Here is a 21,281-nt window from a genome sequence, read left to right on the forward strand (position 1 = left end):
GGCGGAGGGGGCGAAGCCCGGCGGGGTGCAGGGTCCGGAGGAGGTCACCGAAACCTACGAGTCCGCCGCCGACACCGGAAAACACACCCGTACCGACACGGTGAAGACGGTGGCCGGGGTGAGCAGCACCGTCACCGACCTGGTGACCGGGCAGACGGTGAAGGCCACCGCTACCGACGGCCGCACGGTGGAGACGGCCTACGACGCCGCGGGCCGTGAGGTGTCCCGGAAGGTGCCGGGCGGCCCACAGGGTGAAGGCCTGATCACCACCACCGCATACACCCCTTCTGCGACGACGGTCAGCACACCCGGCCAGGACGGCCGACCGCATGTGACGGTGGAGGAACGCGACCTGCTGGGGCGGGCGGTGAAGCAGACCGACAATGTGCGCGACGGGGAGCTGACTGGTGACCCTGCGGCCCGGACCCTGCAGGCCGTGGAGTTCGAGGACGGGGGCCGCACCGCGAAGGTCACGGACACCGCCGGGCGGAGTACGGTCACTACTAGTGATGACCTGGGGCGGCCGGTGAAGACGGTGGCGCCGAACGGCATGACCCAGCTGGCCGTCTATGCGGATGCTGCTACTGCCGCCACCTCCACGGTCACGGCGCTGACGCTGCCTGCCGGGGAAACCGACCCCGCCAAAGCCATCGCGGTCAGCACCGAAACCCGCGACAGCGCGGAGCGGCCGGTGGCGGCCGGGTCGTCGTTTGCTGACGGCACGCCCCAGTCCGGGAGTTCGCAGTCCTACGACAGCCTCGGCCGTGTTGCTGAGTCGGTGTCGCAGGATGTGGCGGTCACCCCGTCTTACGGCACGGCGGGTGCGGTGGAGAGCACCACCCTCACCCCGAAGGACACCGCCGCTTTCCCGGGGGGGCCGGTCACCGCCACCAGCCCCCGCGACCTCACCGGCGCACCCGTGGTCAAAACCCTCACCCCCGGCACCAGCCAGGGAGCGGACGGTGAAGGCCGCTCCGGCACCACCCAGATCCGCGACGCCGCAGGCCGGGTCACCGAGGAACACCGCCCCGACGGGAAGAAGACCACCTACACCTACACCCCGTCCGGACAGATCGCGCAGTCGGTCTCCCCCGCCGGTATCCGCACCGCCTGCCAGTACGACGACAAGACCGGCCACGTCCTCGAGACGGCAACCACCTCCGCGGACGGCAAGACCACAGAGAAGACTGCCTACAGCTACGACCCGCACACCGGCGCCGTCACCGAGGTGTTCAGCCCCGGCGACAAGACCGGCACAGCGATCAGCTACACCTACGATGCAGACGGCAACACCACCTCCGTCACCTACCCCGACGGCAAGCAGGTGCGGCAGGAATACGGTGACAGCGGCCTGCTGGAGAAGGTCACCGACACCGCCGGGCTGACCACCTTCTACACCTACCACCCTGACGGCACCCTCAAGGAAGCCGTCCAGCACGAACACGACGACACCGCCAGCCCGGTCAAGGCGAAGGTTGCCTACACCTACGACGGCCTCGGCCGGATCACCAGGACCGACCGCGGCAACGGGGTGGTCACCGAAACCGAGTTCACCGGCGCCCACCAGATCCGGCACGAGAAAACCACCCGGGACGGCCACCTGGTCACCGAGGCCGCCTACACCTACGACGCCCACGGCAGCCTCACCCAGCGCACCGACACCCGCCCCCAGGCCGGCCCCGGCGGTGCTCCCGGCAAGCCGGTGACCACCACCACCCGCTACACCTACGACGCCTACAACCGCCTCACCGGATCAGAAGTCTCCGGCGCGGGCGGGGAAAAGCTCACCACCACCCGCTATGAGCTGAACGTCTCCGGCGACGTCGTGAAAACCGAGACCACCCCCCACACCGGAGACCAGGCAGGCAAGACAGAAGTCACCGGGCACGGCATCGACAACAGCGGCCGGCTCACCACCCTCACCGCCGGCGGCCGGGAACACACGCAGGCTTTCGACACCGACGGCAACCTCACCACCGCACACGACGGCACCACCTGGACCTACAGCCTGAACGGCCGGCCCGCCACCTCCACCACCCCCGACGGCACCCACACCCGCTACACCTACTGGGCCGACGGCACCCGCGCCACCACCACCGAAACCACCGGGAACCCCGGAACGGCACACGGAAACACCAGCGGTGGCGGAACCGGCAGCACCACCACGGCCCCGCAGGAACACACCACCCGCCTCTACTACACCCCCGACGGCACCATCCTCAACGACACCCACACCAGTGGGGGCACAGACAAAGAGGGCGGCCAGGCCGCAACCACCGCGTCCTACCTCCTCGCCGGCACCCGCCAGGCCCGCACCCTCACCGGCCAGGGCGCAGACACCGCCTCCCCGACCGGCGCCGGATACCTCAGCCAGGACCGGCACGGAAACACCACCGCCCTCACCACCAGCGACGGCCAGGTATCCCAGGCCTGGCAGTACACCGACTACGGCCAGCCCACCAGCCCCGACAGCCAGCCACCCAATCCCGGCAGCACAGCCGGCACAGCACCAGCAGGCCCGGCCGGTGCCGCACGTAATCCCTTCACCTATGCCGGCGAATACACCAGCCCTGAGGGCACCCAGTACCTGAAAACCCGCCTCTACGACACCTCCACCGGACGCTTCACCACCCCCGACCCCGCCCCCCCAGCACAACCGCTACCAGGCCTTCGGCGCCAACCCCGTCACCAGCATCGACCCCGAAGGCACCACCGAAATCCCCGACTGGGGCGGCTACCTCATCATGGGCCTCACCCTCGCCGCCGCCGTCATCACCACCGCCATCACCGTCGCCACCGCAGGCGCCGGCACCCCCCTCGCCATCGCCCTCATCGGCGCCGCCCTCGACTTCGCCTCCCACGCCCTGGACACCGCAGCCATGGCCACCGGACGCACCCAGATCAACGACCCCCTCAACATCGCCTCCCTCACACTCGGCGCCACAGGCATCGCCACCGGCGGCGGTATCGCCCACGGCGTCATCACCGCAAAAAGGACAGCAGACGCTGCTGCTGCCGCCGCAGAAGCAGCGCAGCTCTACGGCCAGCCGCATCGCATTATCATAGGGCTGGCCGATGAGGCCATGGGCAAGAAGCTCAAGGCAGAAGCGGCAGCAAACCTGGAAGCCGCCTCCGGGAAAATAAGGGACTACGTGACCCGGCATAACGCGGACGTGAACTCATTCTACGCCGCCCGGTACAGCGATCTGGTCAACATGGACGCCATCGCTGACGCTCTAAGGAATGGCGACCTGAACAGGGGCAGCGGAATTTGGCACTCCAGCGACGCAGCCGCTGAGACCGTAGCCATGATGAAGGGCGACCTGAGCATGCTCCGGAATGGAATGTACACAAGTCACGACCAGTGGCGGTGGAATTACAGCCTTTGGCAGAATCATCCCACCATGCCCGTTTCGCTTTCCAGCGAGTACGAGAACGCATGGCAGGGCGCTGCCTCAGCCGGAGTGAAAGACCTTCCGGAGAGGAGAGCACAATTCGTGCTTAGCGGATACCACAAGGCGGCCTATGACCTCAGCACTGAGGTCACAGCCCGCGTGGATGCATGGTTCAACAATGCCGGGCCCAATTTCCGCAAGTTCGATGACCTGCTGAAGCCGAACTGAGGATGCCTCAGGTGCCGAGCCCTTTATCCTGAATACCCTGTTCCCGTGAAGGCGGACACCTGTCCGCTTCACATGGGGCGAGCGCAAGGGCAGCCGACTGCTGTTCGCAGGCGATCGCTGCCCGCTGCCCGTTCACCGGGTGCCGTCGGCGGGTGTTACAGCGGGTGGTCCGGCGCAACACCGCCGGACGGCAGGCACGGGCCCCGTCGTAGCAGCGGGCGCCACGGAGCGTCGCGCCTCTGAGGGCGGCGCTGAGCGGCTCGGCGAGTGGACTGTCCGCGCTGATGCCGACCGCGCCCACGATCACCGTGGCGTCGTCGGCGCGCCAAGCGGCTGCGCCGGATGCTACCGGTGACCGGCGGGCGGATGCGGGAGCTGCCCGGGCCCGGGCGGAAGCCGAGCACGCCGAACGCATCGTCCGGATCCACCGGGATCCGGACGGCACCTTGCGGGGTTCTACCCGTCACCCCGGCCGGGCGGCCGGCTCACCATCGTGCGGGACAACTGCTGCAGCCACCTCAGCAAACAGGTGAAGCAGTACGACAGCGGCGGGACGGGCTCATGGTCATCCCCCCCTTCCCTGACGCCCCGGAACTGAACCTGGCCGGACTGCTCTGGACACACGGCAAGGAGAAGACTGCGTACCGGGCCTTCCGTCCGGCTGGTGAACTCCGCCGGGCCGCGGAATGCGCCCTGCGCTGGCATCCAGCGCCACCCCGGACTCCTCACCGCATTCCCGGCCGGCCTCGGACTCGCCCCGTCAGCATCAAACCTGTAGTGAGAGACCAGCAGTGACTGAGTCAAGGGATTCACCGGCATCAGGCGGCCGCTGTCCAGGATCTCGTCGGCTGTCTTCGTGATGGAGTGGCCCCCGGCGCACTCCATCACGGTCCGCGACCGCTTGGCCAGAGCCTGGGTCGTCGTCCGGCGGCGCGCCCGACCCTCCGGACCTGCCCGCTGGGCTGCAGTGACCGGCGGGGTCTCCGGACCGGGACGGCTCAGCCGACGGCGAATCTCCGGCTCAGGTCACCGGGTGGTCACTGCTGTAGATCACTACTTGTCATTCCTGAGCCAGCGGCCCAGACTGATGAGGCGATACCGCTGGAAGCGGCAAAAGCCAGCACAGCTGCGCCGGTAATCCATTTCTTCACAATTCACCCCAGGCGGTAGTGCCGACGGACGGCCGGCAGTGAAGGGTAAGGGCGTGAAAATTTAACAGGCGCCAGGCGGCTCCTAAAATTCCTGCTGCCGCCGCGCAGAGGGCAGCCCGCAAGGGCTACCCCCGGAGGGTTCTCCGGGGGCTGCACTGGCCGGCCGTGCTGTCCGGGCTGCGGCAGGGCCAGCGACGGAGCGGGGCGATGGCGGTGCGGTTCCTGCGGCCGGTGACCGGATCGCTTTCCCCCTCGCCGGCCCGCTCCCGCAGCACGGCGACGGCCGGGCTCTCGTCGGTGAGTGCCGCCGGCACGGCGAACCGCGTGGCGCGCTGGCCGGCCGTGCGGCGCTGCTTGCGGCAAAGGGGCAGCCCGTCCGCAGCTTCTTGGTGAGTGTCCTGCTCAGGACGCCTTTCGCGCCCTGATTAAAGCGCCCGGTAGATGCTCTGGTGGCACAGGTGCGGCTCCGGCCGGTCCGGCCACAGAGCGCGCAGGTGAGCGGCGGTCTGCCCGGGGCTCCACTCCAGGCCGAGCCTGCTTTGGGGCCCGGCGCGGAGCTCGGCGCCGAGCCGCGGCTTTGGTCTGCGAGGCCGCTCGGCCCGCTGCCGGAAGCGGTGTGGGCCGGCGTCGTACCTGCCCGTGTCGTGCTCGAGCATGTTGCGGCGCCATGTGCAGCTCACAGTCGAGGGTGAGTGGTCCAGTCTTTCGGTGGTCTCGCGTATGCCCGGGCCACGTTCGCGCAGAGTGGCGATGCGCTTGCGTTCAGCAGCGACAGGCAGCGGCCCGAGTACACGCTCTCGGACACCCGCTCCGTTGGCAGGCCGCCGTATTCCGGCCGCTACCGGTAACCGGGCGTCCTGCCGCCGAGCTGCCTGCAGGCTCCGGCCGTACCCCGGCAGATTCCGCCTCGACATTGAGCCTGCACTTACGCCCCCCCTCGGCCAGCCCACCCATCATGATCAAGGAGTGCTGTGACACGAGCGTAGTTCAGAAGCCAAGCTGTGGAGGTGCCCGGTCGTCTTGCGGGCTCGGTGGCGGTGAGCGGGGCGAGTGGGAGTGTGTCCGGGTAGGAATTTATTCACGCTGGAAACAAGTTTCTTATGCTGGCATGAGCTCGCTAATTTCAATCTCCGCGAGCGCCCGCAGGGCCGCAAGGACGGCGAGCGGTGACCAGCCCTGGAGCGGCTGACCGGCGCCCCGGCATCCGCCCGGCAGCCTGGGCCGGGCGCCGCCCTGACTGCCGGAGAAAGCGCCCGGCCGCCTGGTGAAGCCACAGCAGAAGACGCGGCACCCCCTCCGATCGACGCACGGAGGGGGTGCCGCAGGTCCGTGCCGTCCCCTAGCCACTGGACCCGCACCAAGGATGCGCCCTGGGGCACCCGTGCTGGGTCCCCCAGCCAGCCACTGCACGGATGAGAACCGGTCCGCCCACCGGCCCCCCGGGCCCTGCACCTGCCCCTGCCCGCCCGCGGGCGCTCCCCTGCCGACGGCAGCGCGGCAGGCCGGGTGCGGCGGCACCCCTGCCACTTCCCGCTGTCTCGCAGTCCGGTGCTTTCCGGTGGCGCCCCAGCGCAGCCGTCCTCCGCTGCGGTGCGGATGTGCGCGCCCAGCCCGTCCGGGGCCGGGCATCCTGCTCCGGGCCGCCAGCAGCACCCCACACTGTGCGCTGCGGGCGTAGCAAGCTGCCGTCGCCCAGCCCGGCCAGGCCTTCGCGGCGCCCGGTCTACAAAGGGCGCCAGGGGTCTCTCCCCCGGGCGTGCCGGGCACCGGCCCGGCGGGCACGCCGCGGGGCCGGGACCGCAGCGCCGCAGAGTCCCTGCGGCCCGGCGTGCTGCTGCCCGGTCACCGCCCTGTCCGGGCGCCGCGGCGCAGGCGCACAGGGTCAGCGCAGTTCGGCCGGGGGGGTGCGGCTGGGGCTGACCGGCTCGGTGCGCACCAGCTCGCCGAAGACGATCAGGCGGTAGTCGGAGGTGAAGACGGGGGTGCAGGTGGTGAGGGTGATGTAGCGGCCGGGGGCGGTTCTGCCGGAGCTGCCGGGGACGGGCTGCAGGACAGAGACGTTGCTGGGATCTTCCCGCTGCAGGGTGCTGAAGACCCGGTAGATGTACCAACTGTCCCTGCTCTCGAAGACAATGCTGTCACCCTCGGTGACTTTGTGCAGGTTGTGAAACCGTGCCCCATGGCCGTCGCGGTGGGCTGCCAGGGAGAAGTTTCCCGAGGCGTGCCAGGGCATGGCCGCGGGGACCGGGCCGGTGTAGTAGCCCGCCACACCGCGGTTGAGCAGGTCAAGGTCGGTGCCCCTGATGACGGGGATCTCCCGGCGTGAGCCGAGCGCGGGAATGTGCAGGAATCCGATTCCGCCCTGCTCGGCGAAGAATCCTGTGGGCCGACTGCTGTTCTGGTTCCAGCTCGCCCGGATCTGCGAGGTGAGATCGCCTGCCGCCTGGCGGGCGGTGACGTTGGTGAACCACAGGCTGTAGACGAGGAAGAGCACCGCCACCACGGCAACGGTGATGAAAAGGTCGGCCAGGACCCGCAGCACGGCCACCGCCGGGGTCAGCGGCCGGCGTTGCGGCCCCGGGGCGGGCGGGGGTGTCACGGTGCCCACCGGGTGGTGAAAGGGTCCAGGACCCGGGTGAAGTCCTCCGCGCTCAAAGGTGTGTAGGCACGCGGACGGGTGACATCCACTACCGGCCGCGGCGGGCACTGGATAGCTGAAGGACGCGCGCTGCGCGTGGCCACCACACGGCCCGTGCGGGCCTCCACCAGACGGACACGGTAGATCACAGAAAACAGCGGCGCGATGCCCTGGTCATACCGGCAGGTCTGCGGCATACGCTCTTCGTACCCCCGCTCCGCACACGCCACCAGCTGGACCTCCCGGCTCTGCCGTATCCCGTAAGCAGTGTCCTGCCAGCGTCGGCCCGGGAAGAGAAACCGCGTCCGCACCGCCGGATCCGACTGGTCCTGGTGGACAAACAACACCAGCGGATGAGGCGCCGGCCCCTGGTAGCGGGCACTGCCCGCAAGACGCCCCGGCTCGTCCCTGCACACATCCTCCAGCCCCGGCCCTGCGCCTCCTGCACCCGCCAGACGGCTCCCGCGGTCGCTGAGATAGCCGAACCCCGCCGCCAGCACCACCAGCAACGCACACACACCCAGCACACACCCGCCTCCGCCGCGCACCCGAAGATGATCGCCGCGCCCCCGCCACCGCATCACCGCCCCGCGCACCAGATGCAACGCTCCACCCGCTCTCCAGCCCCGCCCGGACCAGAACCACACCGCACCGCCCCGGGACAGAGCCCGCCCAGAACCGGCGGCCAGGACCAGGCAGGCCGCCTGCATCCGGCCGACCCGGACAGACCCTCAACGGACCGCCAGGACCGCCGGCCCCGCAGGCAGCCCGCCCGGCCTCTATTGTGACCCCCGCCACTGCCCCGCACCGCCCGCGACACCCCGCCCAGACCGGCACCCGGACAGGCTGGCCTTCCCGGCACACGGTGCGGCCACGGCCGCGCCTTGGGGGTCTGTCCAGTGAGTTCTTCTTACAGTCCCCGCCTTGGGGCCGGCCGGCAAGGGGCAGTGAGCGGCCGCCCACGTCTCCTGCCCCGGCGGCAGCTAGGCTGCGGGCAGGCCAGGTCAGGACAGTGATGCCTGGCGGCGCTGCCAGGCCCGGCGGCGCCTGGGCGGCCGCCGGCTTCGAGGAGTGCGTACGAGGTGCGCTGAGGAACCAGCCCCGCCCCGGCGTGCCCGGTGGGGCAGCCGGAATGCCAGCACGCCGCCCTGCGACGTTTTGCCAGCACCCTGGTACGCCTTGTCCGTGAGGGCCGGGGTCTTCAGCGCTCCCCGATGGTGACGGTGCTGCGGGTGCGGGCGGCGGTGATGCCCGTGGTCCGTCCGGGCACGGCGTGAACAGCCGACCTGGCTGCCGCCTCCGGCGTGCGTGCCGTCGACGAGGGGCGTACTCAGGACGGGCCTGCCGCCGTGCGCGGGCGGGTGAGGGAGCGCAGGGGGCCAGGTTCGTGATCACGGCTGCCTACGCTGGGGCTCCTCGTGCCTTCAGTATTCCCCGGACCGGCGAACGGGACCCGGGCCGCCAGCCTCACCGGTCACGCGGCCGGCCTGGTGGGATAAAGCAGCCCCCCGGGGGCCTACAGTCACCAGCTTTCCCTAGCCGTTCCGGCGACAGGATGCTGCTTTCCGGGGATCACGAGCCCAGCATCGAAGGTAAGCAGATACTTGTAATTATCCTCATTCTTTATATAGACGGCGTCCGCCTGAAAATTCTCCCGCACCCAGTTCACTTTTTGCCGCAGGAGCGGAAGGGACGCGAGTTCCCGTTTCTGGTCCCCGCTCAGCTGGATGTACTGGCCTCCGGCCTGATGTGCGTTTTTTCTGCTGAAGTCCGGATTGTAGATGAATTTGTCAAGGCTCGTGTCCCAGGCGCCGGGTACGGATATCTTGTAGACCTTAACGGCCTGGACCCTTGAGGCAATCACCGTTGCTTTCTGCCGCGAAGGCCCGTTGCGCTCCACCGCTTCAGATCCGCCGGCGGCCTTCAGCAGGCCGTATCCCCTGGCATCCTTGAAATTCTTTGCCTGGTATACGCCAGGGCCGAACGTGCCGTCTGGACTTGCCCTGAATCCTTCTTTCCCGATCATCGCGGCGGATTCATTTGTGGTGCCGTGATACCATATTCTGTCGCGGGTTTTCCGCGTCAGAAGGCTCATTTCAAAGCCCTCTTCAAGCCCTGCGCTGTGAGAATTTCCGGCGGCCTGGCTGAAGGTTCTGCCTGTGGCGCCCGTCAGCAGTCCGCCGACGGCCCCGGCGATGCCGGTGGTGATGCCTGCAGCTCCGAGGGTGAGGGAGGCGATGTTGAGGGGATCGTCGATCTGGCTGCGTCCGGTGGCCAGGGCGGTGGCGTCGAGGGTGTAGGAGGCGAGGTCGAGGACGGCTCCGGCGATGGTGACGGCGAGGGCGGCGGGTCCGGCGGCGGTGCCGAGGCTGATGGCGGTGGTGATGATTCCGGCGGCGAGGGTGAGGCCCATGATGAGCCAGCTGCCCCAGTCGGGTATTTCGGTGGTGCCTTCGGGGTCGATGCTGGTGACGGGGTTGGTGCCGAAGGCCTGGTAGCGGTTGTGCTGGGGCGCCCGGTCGGGGGTGGTGAACCGTCCGGTTGCCGGGTCGTAGAGGCGGGTTTTCAGGTACTGGGTGCCGTCGGGGCTGGTGTATTCGCCGGCGTAGGTGAAGGGGTTGCGGGCCGCGCCTGCCGGGACGCCTGACTGCGGGCCGCCGGCCAGGGGCAGGCCGTCTGGGTGGGCTGGCTCGCCGTAGTCGCTGTACTGCCAGGCCTGGGAGAGGCTGCCGTCGTGGCTGGTGGTAAGTGCGGTGGTGCTGCCGTGCCGGTCGCTGATGAGGTACCCGGCGCCGGTGGCGGCTGCGGTGTCTGCGCCGGTTCCGGTGAGGGTGCGGGCGTGGCGGGTGCCGGCCAGGAGGTAAGAGGCGGTGATCTGCCGGCTGCTGCTCTCTGGGTGTTCTGCGGCTGGCGCCTGGCCTGCTTCTGCGCCGGGCAGCTGGCTCTCAGTGCTGGTGGTGTGGGCGTCGTTGAGGATGGTGCCGGCGGGGGTGTAGTAGAAGTGGGTGGTCTGTTCCTGTGCCGCGCTGCTGTCCGTGCCGCTGTCGCTGCTGCTGTGGTCTGGGGCTGTGGCGGGGGTGCGGGTGGTGGTGGCGCGGGTGCCGTCGGCCCAGTAGGTGTAGCGGGTGGTGGTGCCGTCGGGGGCGGTCATGGTGGCGGGCTTGCCGTGGAGGCTGTAGGTCCACACGGTGCCGTCGTGGCCGGTGAGCAGGTTTCCTTCAGTGCTGAAAGTCTGCGCGTGCTGCCGGGCGTTGACGGTGAGGGCGGTCAGCCGCCCGGCGCTGTCGATGCTGCTTTCGGTGACCGTCGTCTGTCCGGCCTGCTGGCCGGCGTGGGCGGTGACCTCGGTTCTCACGATGTCGCCGGAGACGTTGAGCTCATAGCGGGTGGTGGTGAGTTTCCGGCCGTCCGCGCTGGAGACTTCGGATCCGGTGAGGCGGTTGTAGGCGTCGTAGGTGTAGCGGGTGGTGGTGCTTACCGCAGGCCCGGGGGCACCGCCGGGGCCGGCTTCAGGGCGGGTGTCGGTGCGCTGGGTGAGGTTGTTGTGGGTGTCGTAGGTGTAGGCGGCCTCGGTGATCACTTCGCCGTCGCGGGTGGTTTTCTCGTGTCTGATCTGGCTGGCCCCGGTGAACTGCACGTCCGTGACCACGCCGTTGCCGCGGTCGGTCCTGTTGATCCGTCCGAGCCCGTCGTAGGTGTAGGCCACGGACGCCCTGACGGGGCTGGTGGTGTCGTCGCGTTCGTGCTGGACGGCCTCGCGGAGGGTGCCGTCAGGGTTGTAGGTGTAGAAGGTGGTCAGCCCGGCGGTGTCGGTGGTCTTCTCCAGCAGGCCGTTGTCGCCGTATTCCTGCCGGACGGTCTTGCCTTCGGGGTAGGCGACTTCGGTGGTGTTGCCGTCGGCGTCATAGCGGTAGCTGATGAGGGTGCCGGCCTTGTCGCCGGGGTTGAACACTTCGGTGACGGCGCCGGTGTGCGGGTCGTATGTGTAGCCGGTCTTCTCTTCTGTCTTCCCGTCCGCGGAGGTGAGGGTGACTTCCAGGATCTGCCCGGTCACCCCGTCGTACTGGTAGGCGGTGCGGATGCCGCTGGGTGAGACGGACGCGGCAACCTGCCCGGACGGGGTGTAGGTGAAGGCGGTTCTGGTGCCGTCGGGGCGGCGCTCCTCGGTGACCCGGCCCGCGGCGTCACGGACCAGGGTCATACCGGAGCGTCCCCCCGCGCCGTCGCTGTCCTGGCCGGGGGTAAGGGTCTTCACCACTGGTGCGCCGGTGAGGTCGCGGGGGCTGGTGGCGGTGACCGGCTCGCCGGGGAACGATTCTGTGTTCTTCGGGGTGAGGGTGGTGGTGTCCGCCGCGCCGGCTTTCCCGTAGGCGGGGCGGGCGGCGACTTCGCCGGACACAGCCTCGGCGGTGCGGCCGAGGCTGTCGTAGGTGCGGCTGGTACCGGTCTGCTCCGTTCCGTCAGCGAACGCGGAGCCGGCCGCGACGGGCCGTTCAGCCTGGTCGAGGGTTTCCGTGGCCGTCACGATGGCCTTGGCGGGGTCGGTTTCACCGGCGGGCAGGGTCAGCGTGGTGACGGTGGAGGTTCCGGCGGTGGCGGCATCGGCATAGACGGTGAGCTGGGTCATGCCGTTGGGGGCGGTTGTTCTGACGGGGCGGCCCAGGTCATCGCTGGTGGTGAGGGTGGTGCGGCCGGCCTGGTCGGTGACCTTCGCGGTGCGGCCCTGGTCCTCAAACTCCACGCTGCGCAGGGTCCGGGCTGCCGGATCACTGGTGAGTTCGCCGTCGCGGATGTTGTCGGTCTGCTTCACCGCCCGCCCGAGAAGGTCCCGGTGCTCCAGGGTCACATGCTGTTTCCCGTCCTGGCCCGGTGTGCTGACCGTGGTCGTGCGCGGGGTGTATGCGGTGGTGGTGAGAAGGCCCTCGCCGTCCGGCCCGCCGGGCATTTTCTGTATCACGGGACGTGCGGCCTGGTCGTAGACGGTTTCGGCGGTGCGGCCTTCGGTGTCGGTGGCGCGGATGACCTGCCCGGTGACGAGGTCGGTAACCTGGTTGCTGGCACCGGCCGCAGTCTTCACCGTGTCGGTGCGGGTATGCGCGGCGGTGTCCACGGCGGACTCATAGGTTTCGGTGACCTCATCCGGCCCCTGGACACCCTCCGGCTTGGCGCCCTCGGCCCAGGTGACGGTCTTGCTGGTGATCTCACCGTGGCCGTTGACCTGGAAGGCGGTGACGGTGCGGGCGGAAGGCTCCTTGTCGCCCGTGTTCTTCACCGACTGCTTCGCGGCGGCGATGCTCCTGCGGTCTGTGGTGAGAGTGTTCTCGGTAATAGTCTCGGCACCGTCGTGGCCGGTCACCGTGACCCGCACCGCCAGCCCGAAACCAGCCGGGGCACTGCCCTCCCCGCCATCCTGGCCGCTGTCCCCATCCTGGCTGCCGTCCCCGTTCTGGCCGGCGTCTGCGGCGTCGAGTGCGGTGGGGTCGTATGCGGTGACCGTTGTCGCGCCGGTCACATATGTGCGCTCCACCTCACGGCCGTGCTCATCGAAGCGGGCCGTCTCCGTGGTCGTGCGGCTCTTCCCGGTGGCCGGGTCATGGACCGTCACCGTGGCCTTGACGGGTCTGCCGTAGTTCGCCGGCAGAGCTGAAGCAGGCGGCGGGACATGGCCGTTGTCACGCTCGCCCTCATAGACGAGGCTCTGGCTGCGGACCGGGACCGGCTCGCCGTTCACGTTCAGCGAAGCGGTGCGTTCTTTCAGCAGATGCAGGCTGTTGTAGACCGACCGGACGGTGGAACGGCCGTCGGACAGCTCGGTCACATACCGGTAGTCCGCATCCGCACTGTCAAACAGCGCATCCGCGGAGGGGTACTGGCCGCGTCCGGTGAAGTCATGCCCCGCATACTCACCCTCCGCGCCCAGGCTGAAGGTCCGCTCCGGGGTCAGGTCCCTGCCCTCGGAGTCAGTGACCTTCAGCGAGGAGGCGACGGGGAAGCCGTGAGGCTGGCTGTAGCCGATGCGGGTGACCGCACCCGCAGGGGCCTCCACCCCGGTCAGCAGCCACCCCGGCATCCCCTCGGGGGCATAGTCCCATGCCAGGCGGATGGCCTGGTCCTCCGGATAGACAACCGAGGTGAGGCGGCCGCCTCCAGATGCAGCACCACCTGCGGCTGCTTGCCGTCACTGCGCACCGGTGAGGTGACGGTGACCCGGCCCTCGCGGCTGTAATCGAACGCCACCGCCTGCCCGTGAGCATCCACGGCCTTCTCCAGGCGGTGCTGCCCGTCCCGGACCTCCCACACATACGCGCTCTCATGACCAAAGGGATCCTGTTCGGCGACCAGATCACCCTCAGCAGAGAAGAAACTCTTCCGCCCGTCGCTGTAGGTGAGAACCCACCGGTACTCGCGCGGCACACCCTCCAGCCCGTCACGGGCGGGGAGGCTGCCCGGGGTGTCGCGCAGGGCAAGGTCTTTCAGCAGATACCGCTTCAGGCCGGTGCCGGTGATATCACCCGGGGCAAGCGGGAAACTCCCCCCGCCGGACGCGGTGTGCAGCGTCCCGCCGCCGTCGGGATCGATGAACGCCTTGCCCAGACCCATCCCCTGGCCCAGAGCGTGCCGGTCCGCCCCCGCACCCGCCGCACCCTGGTCATACGCCAGCGAAAGCTCCACCCCCGCACCCCCACGGCCGGGCAGCGACACCAGCGGCAGCACCATGGCAAACGCACCCGTCTGCTCACTGATACTGCCGCTGGCACCCCCGCCCAACGCCACCGCACCTGACACCCCGCCAGCAGCGGACGCGGCGGACGTCACAGACGCCCCCGGCACCGCACCGGCCGTCACCACCGGCACCGTGCTCACAGCCATCACCACCGCAGTAGCCAGACCCACCCGCCGCAGCCACCCCCCACACCGGCGCCCGCTTCCAACGCGTCCGGCCGCACCAGCAGCATCAACGGGCAGACGGTGCGGCATAACAACTCCAGCCAGGAAGGGCAGACAGGTACCCGCCCAGCCAACCCGCCCCCCCACTGGTGCACATCAGGCAACCGGCGTGTGCACGGCCTGACGGCAGGCGGGCCGGCCGGCGCCCCTGGACTGTCCGGGGGCCGGACTAGAAGGTCCCGCCCCTGAGGCGGCAGCCGGAGGACCAGAAGCAGCGAACCGGAAGGCGACGGCGGTATTCTGGGCGGCGAACGGCTCGAGGCCGGGACAGTCATGCCGCCGATCGCGCGGCTGGTCCGTCTGAACGCCGGGTATCTGCCCGCGGCAGCCGCCAAGCCGCTGGGGCTCACCGGCACCGGGGCCCCGCCGGGCCGCCAGCGGTCCACGTACATGTGCGGCCAGGAGGAGAGGCGGCCCGCCGGGGCGGACAGGCGCCTGGCCGTGCACGAGGGGCCCGGGCCGTTCCGGTGGTCCTCCCGGGGAGGGCGGCGCCCGGACAGCCCGCTGTCAGGACGCGGGAGCGGTCTGGTCCTTCACGACCTTAAGGACCGTGTGCTGGCCGAAGGCCGCGCCGTGTCCTTCGGTCCGCAGCCCGGTCCGGTTGACCTCCTCGAAGAAGGAAGCGCCCCCCACGGCGGTCGAGGTCTTGTAGGCGGTCTTGTTGCCGTCCGCGTCTTCGAAGGTGAGAGTCACAGAGGGTGTGTCCCCCATCGCCCCCCAGAAGATTACTCCGTATGACCGCGTGGCGCCGGCTTCGAGGGTGTCGCCCACCACGGGGGTCCACAGTCCGTCGTAGCCGTGCACAACGGCCTCGTGGTAGCCGTAGTTCCTACCCGGGTCGACCGTGCCCGTGACCTCCAGCGCGGTCAGGGTCAGCCTTTCGCCGGTGCCGTTGGACACGTCGACCGTGTTGTACTCGCACCAGCAGTTCTGGGCCCCCGGCGCCGCGGGGGCAGCCGCGTCAGGGCCCGGCGGGGCAGCGGTAGCGGTACCGGCGAGGTGCCCGGTGAGGCAGGCGGCAAGCACGGCCGCCACAGCGGCTTTGCGGGGCAGACTCATGAATCAGTTCCTTATATTTCCGTATATGCAGGGCAGCAGCCCTGCAGCAGTATCCTCGCCCGTGACATCGCCCCTGGAGATCGGCCGTCCGGCCCCAGCCCCGCACGAGCAGGATCCGGCCGACCGGACACGGCCAGACAGGCAGGCGGCCGTCGGGGCGGGCCCTGCCCCTGCGCGGGCCGCGCCACGAAACCCCCTGCCGGCATTCCGGGACAGGCGGCGGCCTGGCCGGGCAGGGGCAGCCGACGGGTGCTGTCGGTCTGGCAGGAGCACCGGACGGGAGTTCTTCTCAGTGGCCGCGGGCACCGGTCCACTCGTCCGGAAGAGTCCAGCCCTCGCGGAGCGGGATAGTGCCGCGCTCCCGGTCCGCCGGAGCCGGCGGCGGCTTGATGGCGGGGCGCTTGGGCGGAAGGATCCGGGGAAGCGCGATGCGGGGCCGGTTCTTCATGGGGAAACTCCGGTCAGTTTCGTCAGCGGCTTGCGGGGGCGCCGGACAGACGGCCGGCCCTGGCAGCCCGGGCGTCCTGCCGCCCGTCGCGGCGGCGGGCCTGTTCCGGCAGGGGCAGGCCCGGCTCCCCGTCGCTGCAGAAGTGCCTGCCGCAGGCGACGGCCTGCAGGATGTGCCAGGTCCGGGTATGCGGCGTCGCGGCTCAGGCCGGCGCCGGCGCAGTGGTGGTGGGTGCGGGCCATGGCGGGTTTTGCCGCCGGGGCGTGTCGTGCGGCAGCGCTCTCATGGGAGGCCTGGTCCGGGCCGCGCCGGGCAGGCCGGGCGTTTCGGCTCAGCCCTGGGCCTCGCGGGCGGCCAGGCCCTTGCCCAGGTCTTCGCGGTTCATGACCGGGGTGTACGTGATCTTCGCGCCGAGTTCCATGAAGAAGGGTTCGGCGGTCTTCGGCATGTGCGAGGAGTCGGCCAGGTCGAAAAAGACGTACGCCATGCGGCTGCCGTTCTCGGTGGTGAAGTAGGCGGCCTCGGGGCGTATCGCCTCCATCGCCTTCTCCATGATCTTCTGCAGGGTGCCCTGCTTGATGGCCTCGTTGGAGATCTGCGTGTCCATCTGGACCTTCATCAACATACGCATGGTGGCGGCCTTTCCCGGCCCGGGCAGGCGCTCCGTCCGGTGCGCCGTTCACACCCGGACGCCCGTATCACCAGCCTGCCTCCATCCCGTCGCCGGGACCAGCCGGCGCCCCGGCCGGGCGCCCGTTCGGGGCGGGCGCGGGTGGTGCGGCGAGGGCCGCCGGCCGGATGTGAGGGTACGCAGGAAGGCAGGTGCATGAGTGCGGTGTATGCGGCCGGGGACGCCCCGGCCGCGGGCACGGGCGCGAGGGTCACCCTCCTCTGCCGCGTCTGCGGGCCGCAGGGCGAGAGACCAGGACGCGTGGAACTGGCTTCATGCTGGCCGGCCCCTGACCGGCTCAGCGGCTGAAGCCGCCGGCGCAGAGCCCTGCTGACAGCCGCGCCCCGAAGGCGGCGGCCGCAGGGTCCCGGGCGTCGGCCAGGCGGGAGGCCGCGGACGGGACTGCGCAGGCAGCCGCATGCCGACGCCGCGCTCTGGTGCTGACGGGCCCGCCACAGGGCCGGCTTGCCTGGTCACGGGCCGGCGGGGTGACGCGGCGTCAGCCCGCTCCTGACGGGCCCCTGCCGGACACGCCGGCCAGGGCCCCGCCCGCTTTCCTGCAGCAGGTCCTGCGCTGCGCCGTCCTCTTCCCGCGCACCGGTGAGCTGGGGACCGCGGCAGAGCCGGAATGCCGGCCTGTCCGGCGGAGGCCTGCCTGCACACGGCCGGTGTTGCCGGCGGGAGGGCGGGCCTGCAGGCAAGAGCAGGGCCCGCCCGCCGCGGCCGGGCTGTGGCTGCTGCGGCGGCGGTGTACCGGCGCAGAGAGCCGGACCGCTCCGGGGGCAGTCATGCCCGGGGGTATGTCACTCATGTTCTGCGTCCGGGCCCTGCGGGTCAGGCCGTCTGGAGGTCTGCCCGGCACGGGGGCGCAGAGAGCTCACCGCCGCACGGTCGGCCGCCGCTGCCCGGCCGGCTGCAGGACCCCCGGGCCGGCCCGGAAACAGCCGGCCGGCGGAACGGAACAACCCAGCCTGCCGCCTAGGGTGGAATCGCTGCGCCGCTCCTGCACCCCGGCGCGGCCCACGCGGGCCAGGGCAACACCCCCCTTGCCGGACACACCCCCGAGCCGCCAGGGGCCCGGCCCGCCACCGCCCCGTCACCGTGTCTACCCGGCACACGGTGACGGGGCGCTTCAGCGCGCTCCCGCGCAGGCCTGGCGCGCTGTCCCCCGGGGGCGCGGGGGCGGGTCCCCTCCGCGCGGTTTGCGCGGGCCGCGCGGAGGGCCGGGGGGTGCTGTGCCGGCGCGGCAGCAGGCGGGAAGCCCGCCTGGTGAAAGCGTGAAGTCAGGGGGCCGGTGAGCTGTAGAGCTGGCGTATCTGGGACTTGAGGAGTTTTCCGGAGGCGGTGCGCGGGAGTGCGTCCGTGACCACTACTGACTTGGGGATCTTGTACTTGGCAAGCCGTCCGGTCAGTGCGGCCAGTACTTCCTGCGGCTGCAGGTCGGCGCCTGTGACGGGGACGACGACCGCGCGGGGCACTTCGCCCCAGGTGGTGTCCGGTACGCCGATCACCGCGCACTCGGCGATGACGGGGTGGCGAGGAGGAGGTCCTCGATTTCGGCGGGGTAGATGTTCTCGCCGCCGGAAATGATCATGTCCTTGATCCGGCCGGCGATGTATCCCCTGCTGCAACGGATAGCGGACCGCCGTAGCGGGCACCGGCTGACCCCCACCCCGCGCGCCTGCATCCTCGGAGGTCTGCTGCTCTCCGCCGCCACCACCCAGTGGCTGGGACTGCACTACATCTTCGGAGCGTTCCTCTTCGGTGCCGTCCTGCCCCGCACCGGCACCCAGCGGCTGCGCGGTGAAGTACACGACCGCCTCAGCCAGATGAACGGCACACTGCTGCTGCCTGTCTTCTTCCTGGCCTCCGGCCTCCAGGTCGATCTCTCAGGTCTCGGCGCGGACCAGCTCGGTGATCTGGCGCTCATCCTCCTGGCAGCCACCGGCGGCAAGTTCGCCGGCGCGTACGCCGCAGCCCGCCTGAACCGGATGCCGGTCCGGCAGTCCGCCGCACTGGCCACGCTGATGAACACCCGCGGCCTTACCGAACTCATCGTCCTGAACACAGGCCTGCAACTGGGCATCCTCGGCCGCGATCTGTACTCACTCATGGTCGTCATGGCAGTGGTGACAACCGCCATGACAGGTCCGCTGCTGAACTGGATCCTTGGCCGGCAGAGCGGGAACGGCCCCGCCGGACAGACAGGTGCGGCCAGCGCGCCCCAGGCAGGCTCTGCGAGCTGACACCCAAACGCAGAACCACAGGATCTTCCCCGGCTGCTGCCGTCCTCGCCAGGGCCCCGGCGGAGGACTCCGGAGAATGCCCCGGACAGCCTGGCCCCGTCCCCGCCGCCGGCCAGAGCCCCGGTGATGCCGCCGACGGCGGACACCGCGGTGCGGACGATGAGCGGGGTGCATGCCGGGGCGGGCACGGCGGCCCGCAGCAAGCCGGCCGCCTCCCCCGCAGCATGTCCCTCGTACGGCACGCCTCATGATGCCCCGCAGCCGCAGAAGCACCGCCAGGAAGGTATTGGATGCTGGCAGGCCGGGCCAGTCCACCGCCCCGGCCGGATTCCCCGCCGCTCGGGCACGACAGCTTGCGCTGTGGCAGCAGAAACGCACGCTGCCCTGGAGTGCACATATGCGCACTCCAGGGCAGCGGGGCGGGCGCCCGGCAGCAAGCCGCTGCAGCAGCTGCCGCCAGCCCGGGAAGCTGTGCATGCACCGGTACGGACCAGGAACGCTTTGCCCAGACCGATACCCTGGCCCAGCTCCGGGCCCGGCCCCCGCACCGGCCGCCGGCTGGTCCTACGCCAGCACCACCTCCATCCCCCTGCTCCCGCGCCCCCGCCGCAACGCCAGCGGCCATGCGGTGGTGAACGCCCCGTTCTAGCCGGTGGCCCTGCTGCCCATCGCAACCGCACCCGGCATCCCTGGCGAGCCGGAGAGCACAGACGCCGCCCGCCCGGTGACCACCGGCACGCAGGCCACCGCCACCAGCGCTGCGGCTGCGGCTGCGGCTGCGGCTGCGGCGCAGTGTCGCCGACGCAGGGATCCTGGAGGCGGGCAGTCTCGACGGCAGCGCTCCCCTTGTCGGTATAGATGCTGCGGAGCTGCGAGGCGATCCGATGGTCTACGAGAACCGCTACGGCAGGTGTCTGGCAGGGTGGCCGGTCACGAGCGCATTGCACGCCTCGTGGCCGACCGTCTTGCCGAGGAGCGGGCAGGCTGCGCGATCAGCCGGAGGGGGCAGGCCGCGCAGGTGTTCGGGCCTCGGCGGGGCGGAGACGATGAAGTGGCCTCACGGGCCGCCTTGCCGGTCTCGGCGGCCGGATGGCCGGGCCTCCCTGCGCGGGCACGGTGGCTGCGATGAGCCTGACCCGCCCGTCGGTCATCGCGCGCAGCGCCTCGACGCCGAGCTGGCCGTGAGGGGCCGCCGGGGGCGGCCTCGACCTGGTGCGGCTGCTTGGTTTCCCTCCCGGGGCACGGGTTGTCTTCCCGTTCCGGCCCGGGATCCGGCCGCGAGCCGGGCACAGGTGTGTCCCGCGCGCAGGTGGCGCGGGAGTGAGAAGGGCCTAGCGGCCGGCGCTCAGCGCCGGCGGGAGCCGGTCACACGGCGGTGCCCTATGTGGTCCCTTTCTGATCCCAGCCAGCTATGACCAGGCCCCGGGGCCACACCCAGCAGGGTGGCCACGAGGCCTGGTTGTGTTGCGGGGTGTATTCCGGACGGGACGCCCGCTCCCGGCGGGGGAAGAAAGGCAGAACTCCAAGATCAATCGGGCTCGTGCCTCTCTTGCGTTCGGGTCCGCCCGGCCAGTCCTGCCCACTCTTTGCGGGTGGGTCCTGTCCGTCCGGGTAGCAGGGGAAGCGGGCCGTGCCGATGGCCCGACGGCCCATGGGGATCATGCCAACGGAGGTGTAGCGCTTGTGGGCGCGGTACTGGGCGCTTTTTGCTGATGGTGTCTGGATCGTCATAGGCCGACAGCGGGACGGTAGCCGCCCTCGGCGCTTACTGCAGCCGTTACGCACGGTTCTGCGAGAGCAGGAGGGTGAGGCCCCTCCGGTTATTCGGTATCGAGGGTGTGCCGGTTGGCCGGTGACATGGTGGTGGCCACGGCTCGTCTCCGGGGAGGACGCGGTGCCGCAAGACGGCTGATCGGCTGGGGTGTGCCGGCCGGTCAGCCATCCCTCGGCCGGCCGCGTTCGCCCCTTTCGCAGGATCGTCCTGGGAGGTGGGGGCGGTGTTGGGTTCGGGTGCCTGTGTTTTCTCTTGTGTCTGGAGCCGGTATGCCTTCCCGTCCCGTGTTTTGTGTCTTCACCGGTGTGCCGGCCGGGGGTGGGCGCCGTGGCTGGCTGCGGCGGGTGTCGCTGGCGACGGCGGTGGTGTTGGCGGTGACCACGGTGCCGGTTGTCACTGCTGCTGCTTCCGTGCCTGCGGCCGTGTCCAGTCCGGCGGGGGTGTCGGGTGCGGTGGTGTTGGGCGGGGGTGCTTCGGGGAGTGTCAGTGAGCAGACGGGTGCGTTTGCCATGGTGCTGCCGCTGGTGTCGCTGCCCGGGCGTGGTGGTGCGGGGGTGGAGCTGGCGCTGTCTTATGACCAGGGTGCGGCTGCGGCGGGGGTGGGCCGGCACGGTGTGGGGGCCGGTATCGGTCTGGGGAAGGCGTTCATCGACCCGGACGGCGGCGGGATGCTGCACACCGCGTCCGGCGGCAGCTACCAGCTTGCCCCGGGCGACACCACCGG

The 21,281-nt window shown here is 70.4% G+C and carries 10 protein-coding genes and 1 pseudogene; 4 read left to right on the forward strand and 7 right to left on the reverse strand.

The window, feature by feature from the left end; genetic code table 11:
- Together ACFZBD_RS34235 and ACFZBD_RS34240 are read left to right on the forward strand one after the other, a co-directional pair.
- Positions 1-3,079: hypothetical protein (locus ACFZBD_RS34235; protein ID WP_391147444.1), on the forward strand; the 3,079-nt coding region annotated here is incomplete at its 5' end.
- Between the two features lie 4 nt (positions 3,080-3,083).
- Complete coding sequence (locus ACFZBD_RS34240) at positions 3,084-3,623, forward strand: hypothetical protein (protein ID WP_391147446.1); 540 nt, start codon at positions 3,084-3,086, stop codon at positions 3,621-3,623.
- A 3,033-nt stretch (positions 3,624-6,656) separates the two neighbouring features.
- Here ACFZBD_RS34240 and ACFZBD_RS34245 read toward each other — a convergent pair.
- The 7 genes and pseudogenes from ACFZBD_RS34245 to ACFZBD_RS34275 all read right to left on the reverse strand — a co-directional run.
- A complete protein-coding gene (locus ACFZBD_RS34245) occupies positions 6,657-7,373 on the reverse strand; it encodes a class E sortase (protein ID WP_391147449.1) in 717 nt (238 codons plus the stop codon).
- A gap of 1,561 nt (positions 7,374-8,934) precedes the next feature.
- On the reverse strand, positions 8,935-13,482 hold the full coding sequence (locus ACFZBD_RS34250; RefSeq protein WP_391147451.1) for an RHS repeat-associated core domain-containing protein: 4,548 nt from the start codon (positions 13,480-13,482) through the stop codon (positions 8,935-8,937).
- Complete coding sequence (locus ACFZBD_RS34255; RefSeq protein WP_391147453.1) at positions 13,464-14,276, reverse strand: hypothetical protein; 813 nt, start codon at positions 14,274-14,276, stop codon at positions 13,464-13,466. The genes ACFZBD_RS34250 and ACFZBD_RS34255 overlap by 19 nt, the downstream gene beginning before the upstream one ends.
- A 591-nt stretch (positions 14,277-14,867) precedes the next feature.
- Positions 14,868-15,419 (reverse strand): hypothetical protein, encoded by a 552-nt coding sequence (locus ACFZBD_RS34260; protein WP_391147455.1) that lies wholly within the window; start codon positions 15,417-15,419, stop codon positions 14,868-14,870.
- A 289-nt stretch (positions 15,420-15,708) separates the two neighbouring features.
- Entirely contained in the window at positions 15,709-15,867 is a 159-nt protein-coding gene (locus ACFZBD_RS34265; protein ID WP_391147457.1) for a hypothetical protein, read from the reverse strand.
- Between the two features lie 331 nt (positions 15,868-16,198).
- Positions 16,199-16,498, reverse strand: a complete 300-nt coding sequence (locus ACFZBD_RS34270) for a hypothetical protein (RefSeq protein WP_391147460.1) — start codon at positions 16,496-16,498, stop codon at positions 16,199-16,201.
- Positions 16,499-17,820: 1,322 nt separating this feature from the next.
- Positions 17,821-18,155 (reverse strand): annotated as a pseudogene (locus ACFZBD_RS34275) (p-hydroxycinnamoyl-CoA synthetase); the annotation flags it as partial.
- Between ACFZBD_RS34275 and ACFZBD_RS34280 the strand changes: the two are divergent.
- Both ACFZBD_RS34280 and ACFZBD_RS34285 read left to right on the forward strand, forming a co-directional pair.
- On the forward strand, positions 18,151-18,783 hold the full coding sequence (locus ACFZBD_RS34280) for a cation:proton antiporter (RefSeq protein ID WP_391147463.1): 633 nt from the start codon (positions 18,151-18,153) through the stop codon (positions 18,781-18,783). The pseudogene ACFZBD_RS34275 and the gene ACFZBD_RS34280 overlap by 5 nt on opposite strands.
- Positions 18,784-20,901: 2,118 nt before the next feature.
- Positions 20,902-21,281 (forward strand): hypothetical protein (locus tag ACFZBD_RS34285; RefSeq protein ID WP_391147465.1); only part of this gene is annotated, 380 nt, incomplete at its 3' end.

It is taken from the genome of Streptomyces sp. NPDC008121 (assembly GCF_042957155.1).
Classification (GTDB): Bacteria; Actinomycetota; Actinomycetes; order Streptomycetales; family Streptomycetaceae; genus Streptomyces.